The sequence below is a fragment of the Pseudomonas sp. LBUM1660 genome, from assembly GCF_059695935.1.
Genome location: NZ_CP166795.1, coordinates 6212777 through 6223940, shown reverse-complemented (window position 1 = coordinate 6223940; position 11164 = coordinate 6212777). Strand labels below are relative to the sequence as shown.

The following is an 11164-nucleotide window of genomic DNA, read 5'->3' as shown; positions in this document are numbered from 1 at the left end:
TGTGATGTTCACTCAAGTGCCGCAACCGCTGGTTTATGCCGAAGCCTTGCTGGCGCAGTTCGCCAGCCTGTCGCGCGCGGCGGACGGCGCTGCGCTGCTGGGTGACTTCGTGCGCGGGTTGGCCGAACTCAGTGGTTGCGAGCTGACGCAGCTGTACCTGCTGGACGCGACTCACACATGCCTGGGGATGAACGCCGAGTGCCTCAACGGCATCCTGCAACCCCGGGAAGCGGAGAGCCTGCCGGCGGATTACAACGGTGAACAACTGCTGCAATTCGCCCTGTGCCAGAACCGCGTGGTGAGCCTCAGCGAGTTGAGCGGCAGCCTGCACGAAACCAGCTTCCTGCCACCGCAAGCCACGCCCTGGCAGTCGCTGTTGTGTGTGCCGCTGGTCAATCAACAGAAAGCTGTCGAAGGCTTGCTGCTGTGCGCCAGTCGCCGGCACATCGACCTGCAAGGCTTCGCCGATTCTCTCGCTCAACTGGGTTCGTTCGTGCTGGGCCAACTGCATCTGTTGCAGCGTTTGCGGCAGCCGACGGGTGAGGCGAGACCGCTGAAAGCCAGCGTTCCGAGCGCCAGCGGTTATGGCCTGATCGGCAAGAGCAAGGCCATGCGCGAGACCTATTCGCTGATCAGCAAAGTCCTGCACAGCCCGTACACCGTGCTGCTGCGCGGCGAGACCGGCACCGGCAAGGAAGTGGTCGCGCGCGCGATTCACGACTGTGGCCCGCGCCGTTCCCAGGCGTTCATCGTGCAGAACTGCGCGGCGTTCCCGGAGAACCTGCTGGAGAGCGAACTGTTCGGCTACCGCAAAGGCGCATTCACCGGCGCGGACCGCGACCGCGCCGGGCTGTTCGATGCGGCCAATGGCGGCACCTTGCTGCTCGATGAAATCGGCGACATGCCGTTGTCCCTGCAAGCCAAGCTGCTGCGGGTGTTGCAGGAAGGCGAGATTCGTCCGCTGGGCTCCAACGACACCCACAAGATCGACGTGCGCATCATCGCCGCGACGCACCGGGATTTGTCGGTGCTGGTCAGCGAAGGCAAATTCCGCGAGGACTTGTACTACCGCCTCGCGCAGTTCCCGATCGAGCTGCCGGCCCTGCGTCAGCGCGAAGGCGACATCCTCGACCTGGCCCGGCACTTCGCCGACAAGGCGTGCTCGTTCTTGCAGCGCGATGCAGTGCGCTGGTCCGATGCGGCGCTGGATCACCTGTCCGGTTACGCCTTCCCCGGCAACGTGCGTGAACTCAAAGGCCTGGTCGAACGCGCGGTGCTGCTGTGCGAGGGCGGCGAGTTGCTGGCCGAGCATTTCTCCCTGCGCATGGAGGCCATGCCGGAAGACAACAGCCTGAACCTGCGCGAACGCCTGGAGCAGGTCGAACGCAGCCTGCTGCTCGATTGCCTGCGCAAAAACGACGGCAACCAGACCCTCGCCGCCCGCGAACTCGGCCTGCCGCGCCGCACGCTGCTGTACCGCCTCGGGCGCCTGAATATCAATCTGGGTGATTTCGATGGTTAACGTTTTTTTCGGCCAACCACTACCTGTGGCGAGGGAGCTTGCTCCCGCTGGGCTGCGCAGCAGCCCCAAAACCATGCGCCGCGGTGCATCCGTTAAACCGCATCTGATGATCTACGACTGCTTCGCAGCCGAGCGGGAGCAAGCTCCCTCGCCACAGGGACTTGTGCCAGATCCTCAGGCCAGAGCGCTCGGCTTCATCTCATCCGCTTCTGATAGCGCCGCCCAACCGGGTCGGCGCTTTGTACTTTGTCTACCCCTGGAGACCCTCTGATGCCTGTTCGTCACTGGCAAGCCGTCCTGCTGACCCTCGTCGTTTTATGCGGCCTCGGCGGCTGTAGCGGCAATTACAAATACAACGACAACACCTATCGCCCATTGGGTGATCCGCAGGCGGTCAATCGCGGCAAGTGACCGCAAGGAGTATCACCATGGAACTGGTTTTCGAAATGCTGAACACCAAGCAGTTCGTGCCCACGGATTTGTGCCAGAAGACCTTCAAGCAGGCCGGTGGCGTGATTGGCCGGGGCGAGGACTGCGACTGGATCATCCCGGACCGCAAGCGTCACCTGTCCAACCACCACGCGTTGATCAGCTACCGCGAAGGCACGTTTTTCCTGACCGATACCAGCAGCAACGGTATCCAGGACAGCGAAAGCGGCGCGCGCCTGCGCAAGGGCGAAGCGATGCGCATCGAACATGGCAGCGTGTATGTGCTGGGTGATTTCGAGATCCGTGCGCGGCTGGTGCGCGACCCGGCGACCTTCGACGTGGAAGTCGGTCGTCCGCAAGCGGCCGGCAGCATCATTCCGGACGATGCGTTCCTCGACCTCGACCCGCTGAACGCCCTCGATCAGCAAGAGCGCGTGTATTCGGAAATCGACGAACTGATCTCCCCGAGCACGACCATCGAGGACACCCGTCAGCGCGCTGACTATGCGCGCATCGACATGGAAAGCCTGATGGTCCCGGAGCTGATCAACGCCCCGGCAGAGCCAGCCCCTGCGCCACCGCCCAAAGCGGTCGAGCGTCAGAGCGAAGGATTCTGGGAGCATTTTGGTGCCGCGCTGGGCGTGGACCTCAAAGGCCTCGACCACGACGCCCGCGAAGCCCTTGCGCTGAACGCTGCCCGCTTGCTCAAGCAGAGCGTCGGCGGTTTGCAGCAGAGCCTGCGCACCCGCAGCGAACTGAAAAACGAACTGCGCCTGGCCCAGACCACGGTGCAAGGCACCCACAAAAACCCGCTGAAATTCGCCGTCGATGCCGGCGAAGCGCTGGGCATCTTGTTGCAGCCGAACAAGCCGGGCCAGATGCCGCCCGAGCAAGCGATCTCCCGTGCGTTCCGCGATTTGCAGGCGCATCAGGTGGCGTTGCTGACCGCCAGCCGTGCCGCCGTTCGCGGCACGCTGGAACACTTCTCGCCGCAGCAACTGACCCTGCGTTTCGAGCGCGACAACAAGCCGTTGCTGGCCACGTCCGGCAGCCGCTGGAGAGCTTACGGTCGTTATCACCAGGCCCTGCGCCAGGATGATGACTGGAGCGAGCGTCTGTTGGCCCGCGACTTTGCCCAGGCCTACGAAGAACAGATTCGCCTGATTTCCACCCTTCACACCGACCACCAAGGATGATGCGCATGTCTCGCTGCTCGACCGCTTTTTTCAAGACGCTGACGGCGTTCGCGGCCCTGGTGCTGCTGGCTGGCTGCTCGTCGCTGTCGCCGTATTCCCACGTCACCAAGCTCAACCTGAAGCTCACCGCCAGCGATCAGTTGAACCCGGACCTCAACGGGCGTCCGTCGCCAATCGTCGTGCGCCTGTTCGAGCTCAAGCACCCGGTGACCTTCGAGAACGCTGACTTCTTCAGCCTGTACGAGCGCGCCAAGGAATCCCTGGCCCCGGACCTGGTGGCCAGCGAAGAAATTGAACTGCGTCCAGGTGAAACCGTAGAGATGAAACTCAGCGTGGAGGAGGGCAGCCGCTACGTTGGCATCCTCGCCGCCTACCGTGACCTGCCGGAAACCAAGTGGCGCTACACGGTGCAAATCACCCCGGTGGAAGTCACCGACGCAGACCTGACCCTCGATCAGGCCGGCATCCGCAACAGCAACGAAACGCTCGCCAAGGCAGATGACTGAACATGAACTCCCATAAAGTCATTTGGCAGGAAGGCATGCTGCTGCGTCCGCAGCACTTCCAGCATAACGACCGTTATTACGACCACCAGATGAAGACCCGTACCCAGTTACTGGGCAGCTACACCTGGGGCTTCCTCAATCTGGAAATCGATTTGCAGTTCCTCAACATGGGCAAACTGGTGATCAGCCAGGCCTCGGGGATTCTGCCGGACGGCAGCCTGTTCGAACTCGGCGGCAACACTGAGCCGCTGGCCCTCGACGTGCCGCCGAACACTGGCAACACGCCGATCTACCTGGCGCTGCCGCTGGTCACCGGCAATCACATCGAGTCCCGCCGCCCGGAGCAATCCGACGTGCTGGCGCGCTACACCGCGTATGAAGCGGAAGTCGCCGACTCCAACGCCGGTGACGATTCCGCGAGCCAGGTCAGCTGCGGCCGCCCGGACTTCAAACTGTTGCTCGGCGAGCAGCAGAGCGACCAGGCCTACGTGAAACTGAAGATCTGTGAAGTGCTCGACACCACGCCCGACGGCGTCATCAGCCTCGACCCGGATTTCGTGCCGACCTACATTCAGGCGCATGCCTCCAGCTACTTGCTGTCGTGCCTGAAAGAAGTGATCAGCATGCTCGGTCACCGGGGCGACACCATCGCCGAGCGCATCCGCTCCAACGGCAAAGTCGGTGGCGCGGAAGTCGGCGACTTCATGATGCTGCAACTGATCAACCGCACCGAACTGCTGCTGCGCCACTACCTCGGCCTGGAGCAGGTTCACCCGGAAGAGTTGTACCGCACGCTGCTGACCATGCTCGGCGACTTGGCAACCTTCTCCAGCGACAGCAAACGCCCGCGTCTGGACAGCCGTTATCAGCACAGCGACCAGGGCGCGAGTTTCCGCAAACTGATGGAAGCGATTCGTCAGGTGCTGTCGATGGTGCTCGAACAGCACGCCATCGAACTGGTGCTGCAAGCGCGTCAGTACGGGATCATCGTCTCGCCGTTGCACGACCACAAACTGCTGGGCTCGGCCTCGTTCGTGCTCGCGGCCAGCGCCAACTGCGACTCCGAAGAACTGCGCCACCGCTTGCCGGCGCACCTCAAGGTCGGCCCGGTGGAGCGCATCCGCCAACTGGTCAACCTGCATCTGCCGGGCATCAAGGTCAAACCGTTGCCGGTGGCCCCGCGGCAGATCGCGTTCCACTCCAACAAAACCTATTTCATTCTCGAACTCAGTTCCGAAGACCTGGCACAACTCGAACGCTCCGGCGGCTTCGCGTTCCACGTGTCCGGCGAATTCGCCGAGCTTGAACTGAAATTCTGGGCCATCAGGAACTGACCGACATGATCAAGGACATGGAACACAACCAGGACGATAAAACCGTCCTGCTCGACCGCCAGGGCCACGGCCCGGCGCAGAGTCCGCTGACCGATTTCGCCGCACCGCCGCGTTTTGAACAGCTCGAAGAACGGATGATTTACGCGGCGCGTTTGCGCCCGGCGGAGTCCTTCAACATCAGCCTCAATTCGCTGGTGGCCGCCGCGTCCGATCTGTTGTCGGAAGTGGTGCGGCTCAAGCACAGCGACACCCGCGAAGACATGTACGCGCTCAACGAGCGACTGACCGCCGGGCTGAAACTGTTTGAAGTGCGCGCCCTGCACAACGGCGCCGAAAGCAGCCAGGTGATGGCCGCGCGTTACGTGCTCTGCACCGTGGTCGACGAAGCCGTCGTGACCACACCGTGGGGCAACGAAAGCGAGTGGTCGCAGATGAGCCTGCTCAGCAGCTTCCACAACGAAACCTTCGGCGGCGAGAAGTTCTTCCAGTTGCTGGATCGCCTGTCGAAAAACCCGGTCAAGCACCTGCCGATGCTGGAGCTGATGTACCTGTGCCTGTCCCTCGGTTTCGAAGGCAAGTACCGCGTGCAAGCCCGCGGCATGCTCGAACTTGAAGGCATCCGCGACGCCTTGTATCGCCAGATCCGTCAGTTGCGCGGCGACGTGCCACGTGAGCTTTCGCCGCACTGGGAAGGCTTGAACGATCAGCGCCGCAGCCTGGTGCGCATCGTGCCGGCGTGGATGGTGGTGCTGTTCACCGTGGTCTGCCTGGTGGTGATGTATTCGGGTTTCGCCTGGGTGTTGGGCGAGCAACGCGAAACCGTTCTGCAACCTTTTCAGCAGCTAGATCCGGCCGCGGTCCAGCCGCAGTCGCAGCCGTAAACAGGGACGTGTGATGAAAAAGTTTTTCAAGAAAGTCGGCGCATTCTTGCGCAAGACCTGGGTCTGGACCTTGCTGGTGGTGCTGTTTGTCGCGCTGCTGGTGTGGTTCGTCGGGCCGCTGCTGGCGGTGGACGATTACAAGTTCTGGGAAGGTTCGACCGCCCGCCTGCTGACCATCAGTGTGCTGTTCCTGATCTGGGGCCTGACCATGGTCTTCGTCAGCTGGCGCGCCGGTGTGCGCAAAAAAGCGGTCGAGGACACCGAAGACGGTCAGGATCGTATCCGCCGCGAAGAGCTGATCGACGAAGAGCAGAAAGAGCTTCGCGTGCGCTTCAAGGATGCGCTGAAAACCCTGAAGACCTCGAGCCTGTATCGCGGTCGCAGCGAGCGCTGGCGCAGTGATTTGCCGTGGTACTTGCTGATCGGCCCGCAGGGCAGCGGCAAGACCAGCCTGCTGGACTTCTCGGGCCTTGAGTTTCCGATCAACAAGATCGACCGCAAACTGACCCGCGACACCCTCGGCACCCGTCATTGCGACTGGTATTTCGCCGACCACGGTGTGCTGATCGACACCGCCGGGCGTTACCTGACCCAGCCGGATGCCGAAGTCGACGGCAGCGCCTGGAGCACCTTGCTCGACCTGCTGCGCAAGCGTCGCCGCAACCGCCCGTTGAACGGCGTGTTGGTGACCATCCCGGTTGAACTGCTGCTGGGCAACACCGAGCAGGACCTCGACACGTTGGCTCGCCAGGTGCGTGCTCGCTTGCAGGATGTGCATCAGAAATTGCACGTCGATGTGCCGGTTTATCTGGTGCTGAGCAAGGCTGACAAGCTGCTCGGTTTCGACGAGTTCTTCGATCAGCTGACCCGCGAAGAAAGCGATCAGGTACTCGGCACCAGTTTCCGCAAGGAACAGAGCGGCACCGACGTCGCCGTCCTGCGCGCCGAGTTCGAAGAGCTGCTGCGTCGCCTGAACAGCCAGGTCATCATGCGCATGCACCAGGAGCGCGACACCCAGCGCCGTGGCCGCATTCTCGACTTCCCGCATCAACTGGGGCAGATCGGCGAGCGTTTGTGCCTGTTCGTCGACATGGCGTTCACCGGCAACCGCTACCAGCGTGTCAGCCAATTGCGCGGTTTCTACCTGACCAGCGCGCCGCACCTGACTCAAGAGATGGACCAGACCACCGCCGGCATCGGCGCCAGTCTGGGCATGAGCGCCGGCATGCTGCCGACCTTGCGCAGTGGCCGTTCGCGGTTCATTCACCATTTGCTTAGCCGGGTGATTTTCCCCGAGGCCGACCTAGCCGGTCTGGACAAGCGCGAACGCAGCCGCATCCATTGGGGTCAACGTGCGTTGTACGTCGGCGCACTGGCGGCACTGGCATTGTTCGGCATGCTGTGGGCGGGCGGTTTCTCCGCCAACTACGAGCGTCTGGAAAACCTGCGCAATCTGGCAACAAACTGGACTCAACAGCGCTCGGCCCTGACCGCGCGTGATGATTCCATGGCGGTGCTCAAGTCCCTCGACACCAGCTACGCAGCGACTCAAGTCTTCCCGAAAAAAGGTGACGTGAGTTACCACGAACGTGGCGGCCTGTACCAAGGCGAAGACGTCAATCCAGTGGTCAAGGACGCCTACGAGCGTGAACTCGAAGCGCAACTGCTGCCGAAGGTCGCGACCCTGCTGGAAGGGCAGATCCGCGCCAACATGAAGGACCGCGAACGCCTGCTCAACAGCCTGCGCGCGTACCTGATGCTGAACATGAAAGATCGTCGTGACGGCCCATGGCTTAAGGATTGGGTCGCCACTGACTGGTCCCAGCGTTACGCCGGCAACACCGCGGTGCAGAACGGCCTGAACACGCACTTCGAGCGTTTGCTCAAGCAGCCGTTTATCTACCCGCTGAACGATCAACTGGTGGCGCAAGCGCGTCAGGTCCTGCGCAGCGAATCGCTGGCCAACGTGGTTTACCGGATGCTGCGCGAGCAGGCCCGCAACCTGCCGGAATACCGTTTGAGCCAACACATCGGTCCGCAGGCTTCGCTGTTTGTCGGCACCGATTACGTGATCCCGGGCTTCTACACCCAACAGGGTTATCAGCAGTATTTCTCGGTTCAGGGCAGTGCGCTGGTCACCGACATCCTGCGTGACAACTGGGTACTGGGCGAAGGCTCGGGCATCAGCGGCATGGACTTGCGTCGTCTGATGGTCGAACTGGAGCAACTGTACTTCCGCGACTACGCCAACTTCTGGAGCGAAGCAGTCGGCCAGGTTGCCCTGCCACCGATCAACGATGCGGGCGAGGGCGCCGAGCAACTGGCGGGCCTGACTTCCGCCAACTCCCCAGTGCTGCAACTGCTGGTGGAAGTGCGCGAGAACACCCGGTTCCCGGCAGAAGCCGAACCGGCTGATCAAGCGGCTGATGCCGCCGGAGCACTGGCCGATCAGAAAGGCAAATTGGGCAAGCTGGGCAAACTGGCGTCTGCCGCAGCGGACCAGGCCTCGGAGATGGCCGCGATCAAGAACCTGCCAGACACCGCGAAGAAATCCCTGCAACGCCGCTTCGAACCGCTGCACCGTCTGCTGGATGACAACAACGGCCCAGCCGCTGATTTGACCCCGGCACTGACGGCGCTCAACGACCTGCAACTGCAACTGGCGAGCCTGGCGCGTGCCAGTTCCCCGGATCAGGCCGCGTTCGAAATGGCCAAAACCCGCATGAGCGGCCAGCGTGATGCGCTGAGCAACTTGCGCAATGCCTCCAACCGTCTGCCGCGTCCGGTCAGCGTCTGGTTCAACGTCCTGGCCGAAGATACCTGGCGTCTGGTGCTGAACGATTCCTACCAGTACCTGAACCAGCGTTATCAGAGCGAGCTGTACAGCTTCTACGGCAAGGCGATCAACAAGCGATACCCGTTCAGCGCCCACAGCACCAGCGACGTTGCGATCAGCGACTTCCGCGAGTTCTTCAAGGCGCAGGGCATCAACGATCGCTTCTTCGAGACCTACATGCGTCCATTCGTCAGTGGCGATCCGGGCAACTACCGCCTGCGCACCATCGACGGCCACAGCATGCCGATCTCCAAGGTCTACCTCGACCAGATGGCTGCGGCCCAAGTGATTCGCCAGAGCTTCTTCTCGGTCAACCCGGCCGAGCCGCAAGTGCAGTTCAAACTGGAGCCGTACACCCTCGACCCGGCCGTCAGCCGTTCCGAGTTCAAGTTTGGCGACAAGACCATCGAATACCGCCACGGCCCGATCGTGCCGGTGTCGTTCAAATGGCCGACCGACGCTGAAGACGGTCGCACCAGCCTGGTCCTCGACAAAATGGCCGGCCGCCCGATCGGTATCGAAAAGAACACCGGCCCATGGTCGCTGTTTCGTCTGTTCGACCTGATGCAGACCGAGTACTTGAGCGGTCGCGATGTGCTGGTACTCAAAGCTGACGTGGGTGGCCTGCGCGCCAATTACCTGCTCAGCAGCCAGCGCACACCGAACCCGTTCGACATGGGCGTGCTGCGCACCTTCCGTATGCCGGTGCAGCTCTGATGCTGGTTGCCAGTCCCTGGCGCAGCGCTGCGCGTACCGATCCGGGCAAGGTTCGGGCGCGCAACGAAGATGCTTTTCTCGACTGTCCACAGCAGGGGCTGTGGGTGGTCGCGGACGGCATGGGCGGTCATCAGGGGGGCGACATTGCCAGCCAGTTGATCGTCGCCAGCCTGGCGGAATTGCCGGTGCAGGACGACTTCGACGAACGACTCAAAGGTATCCGCCAGTGCCTGCACTGGTTGAATCGCCGCTTGGGCCAGGAGTTGACCGTCACCGCCGGACGCCACGACAGCATCATGGGCAGCACCGTGGTGGCGCTGCTGGTGGAAGGCAATCGCGCGGCCTGCATCTGGGCCGGCGACAGCCGTTGCTACCTGTGGCGTGGCCAGCGCTTGTATCAGCTGTCCAAGGACCATTCGCTGCAACAGCAACTGATCGACGAGCAAAACATGAGCGTCGAAGACGCCCGTGCGCATCCGTCGGCCCATGCCCTGACCCGTGCGGTCGGGGCCGCCGATGTGCTGACGCTGGACGTGCTCGAGGTCGAGGTTTACCCCGGCGATACGTTCCTGTTGTGCAGCGACGGTTTGTACCAAGGGCTCAGCAGCGATGCCCTGGGCAATGCCCTGAGCCTGACCGCGCCGCACGTTGCGCTTGAGCGTCTGTTCGACGGCGCCCTGCGTGGCTCGGCCCGGGACAACCTGACTGCCGTGGTGATCCGACAATGACCCAACTCATGCCGCCGCTCGACGACCTGCTGGTGACCGACGAGGAAGCCAATAACCTGACTTACTTTGCGTTCGCCAAATCTCATCAGGCGGAACCTGCACTGGCGCCGACCAAGGCCAGTGTCGGCGAAATGCCCGACGTGCTCGCGGGCCGTTACCGCATCGAGCGTCTGCTCGGTGCCGGCGGCATGGGCGCGGTTTACCGCGCACGGGACTTGCTGAGCGAACAGTTCGGCGATCCCGACCCTTACATCGCGCTGAAGATCCTCAGCGAAGAATTTGCCGAATCGCCGGACGCCAGCGCCTTGCTCTACAGCGAGTTCGCCCTGATCCGGCGCCTGCGCCACGACAACGTGCTGCGCTTGCACAGCTTTGAAGTGGACACCGACTGCCAGCGCGCCTTCATCACCATGGAACTCATGCGTGGGCTGACCCTGGACAAACTGCTCTGCGAGCGCCCCCTGGGCCTGCCGTGGAAAGAACTGCGCGACATCGCGCTGCCGCTGCTCGACGCGCTGGCCTACGCCCACGCTCGCGGCGTGCTGCACGGTGACATGAAACCGAGCAACGTGATGCTCAGCGAAGAAGGCGTGCGCCTGTTCGACTTCGGTCTCGGCCAGGCAGAGGAGGGCATCCTGCCCGGCCTGCCACACCTGAGCCGCGACCGCTTCAACGCCTGGACCCCGGGCTACGCCGCACCGGAGCTGCTCGAAGGCCAACCGCTGTCGGCCAGTGCCGACGTGTACGGCGTGGCCTGCGTGCTCTACGAACTGGCGGGCGGCAAACACCCGTTCCGTCGCTTGTCTTCAGTCGAGGCCCGCGACGCGCACCTCGACCGCGAGCTGCACGCACCGCGCAATCTACCGAAACACTGCTGGCCAGCCCTGCGAACGGCGCTGGCTTTCGATGCGGCCAAGCGCACCATCACCGCCGCCCAACTGCGTGACGCCATGGGCGCCACTTCGTCTTTGCTGCAGCGCCTGCGACTGCGGGCGTAACGGATGACTACCGAACA

At 62.7% G+C, this 11164-nt stretch carries 9 protein-coding genes; all 9 read left to right on the top strand.

Annotated features, from left to right (window positions below; genetic code table 11):
- Positions 1-4 precede the first annotated feature (4 nt).
- The 9 genes from ACA068_RS28950 (at position 5) to ACA068_RS28910 (ending at position 11147) form a co-directional block, all read left to right on the top strand.
- Positions 5-1522, top strand: coding sequence for a sigma-54 interaction domain-containing protein (locus ACA068_RS28950; protein WP_497306455.1), 1518 nt, complete (start codon positions 5-7; stop codon positions 1520-1522).
- Between the two features lie 270 nt (positions 1523-1792).
- Positions 1793-1933, top strand: coding sequence for a hypothetical protein (locus ACA068_RS28945; protein WP_007894589.1), 141 nt, complete (start codon positions 1793-1795; stop codon positions 1931-1933).
- Positions 1934-1950: 17 nt separating this feature from the next.
- Positions 1951-3147 carry a type VI secretion system-associated FHA domain protein TagH gene (gene tagH / locus ACA068_RS28940; RefSeq protein WP_010465268.1) on the top strand — a complete coding sequence of 399 codons (1197 nt, stop codon included), beginning with the start codon at positions 1951-1953 and terminating at the stop codon, positions 3145-3147.
- 5 nt (positions 3148-3152) lie between these two features.
- Positions 3153-3653 (top strand): type VI secretion system lipoprotein TssJ, encoded by a 501-nt coding sequence (gene tssJ, locus ACA068_RS28935; RefSeq protein WP_497306452.1) that lies wholly within the window; start codon positions 3153-3155, stop codon positions 3651-3653.
- 2 nt (positions 3654-3655) lie between these two features.
- A complete protein-coding gene (gene tssK, locus ACA068_RS28930) occupies positions 3656-4987 on the top strand; it encodes a type VI secretion system baseplate subunit TssK (RefSeq protein ID WP_094469962.1) in 1332 nt (443 codons plus the stop codon).
- 5 nt (positions 4988-4992) lie between these two features.
- Positions 4993-5868, top strand: a complete 876-nt coding sequence (gene icmH / locus ACA068_RS28925; RefSeq protein WP_461977899.1) for a type IVB secretion system protein IcmH/DotU — start codon at positions 4993-4995, stop codon at positions 5866-5868.
- A 13-nt stretch (positions 5869-5881) separates the two neighbouring features.
- Positions 5882-9421: a type VI secretion system membrane subunit TssM gene (gene tssM / locus ACA068_RS28920; protein ID WP_497306450.1), complete on the top strand. Its 3540-nt coding sequence runs from the start codon at positions 5882-5884 to the stop codon at positions 9419-9421.
- The gene (locus ACA068_RS28915; RefSeq protein ID WP_497306448.1) at positions 9421-10149 is read left to right on the top strand and encodes a PP2C family protein-serine/threonine phosphatase; all 729 of its coding nucleotides are present in this window, start codon (positions 9421-9423) and stop codon (positions 10147-10149) included. The genes tssM and ACA068_RS28915 overlap by 1 nt, the downstream gene beginning before the upstream one ends.
- On the top strand, positions 10146-11147 hold the full coding sequence (locus tag ACA068_RS28910; protein ID WP_497306447.1) for a serine/threonine-protein kinase: 1002 nt from the start codon (positions 10146-10148) through the stop codon (positions 11145-11147). Before ACA068_RS28915 ends, ACA068_RS28910 begins: the two co-directional genes overlap by 4 nt.
- Positions 11148-11164 lie beyond the last annotated feature (17 nt).

What these genes read in the sequence shown, in the direction of transcription:
- ACA068_RS28915 (WP_497306448.1), top strand. Translation starts at nt 9,421, where the DNA reads ATGCTGGTTGCCAGTCCCTGGCGCAGCGCTGCGCGTACCGATCCGGGC.
- tssJ (WP_497306452.1), top strand. Translation starts at nt 3,153, where the DNA reads ATGTCTCGCTGCTCGACCGCTTTTTTCAAGACGCTGACGGCGTTCGCG.
- tssM (WP_497306450.1), top strand. Translation starts at nt 5,882, where the DNA reads ATGAAAAAGTTTTTCAAGAAAGTCGGCGCATTCTTGCGCAAGACCTGG.
- ACA068_RS28910 (WP_497306447.1), top strand. Translation starts at nt 10,146, where the DNA reads ATGACCCAACTCATGCCGCCGCTCGACGACCTGCTGGTGACCGACGAG.
- tagH (WP_010465268.1), top strand. Translation starts at nt 1,951, where the DNA reads ATGGAACTGGTTTTCGAAATGCTGAACACCAAGCAGTTCGTGCCCACG.
- ACA068_RS28950 (WP_497306455.1), top strand. Translation starts at nt 5, where the DNA reads ATGTTCACTCAAGTGCCGCAACCGCTGGTTTATGCCGAAGCCTTGCTG.
- icmH (WP_461977899.1), top strand. Translation starts at nt 4,993, where the DNA reads ATGATCAAGGACATGGAACACAACCAGGACGATAAAACCGTCCTGCTC.
- ACA068_RS28945 (WP_007894589.1), top strand. Translation starts at nt 1,793, where the DNA reads ATGCCTGTTCGTCACTGGCAAGCCGTCCTGCTGACCCTCGTCGTTTTA.
- tssK (WP_094469962.1), top strand. Translation starts at nt 3,656, where the DNA reads ATGAACTCCCATAAAGTCATTTGGCAGGAAGGCATGCTGCTGCGTCCG.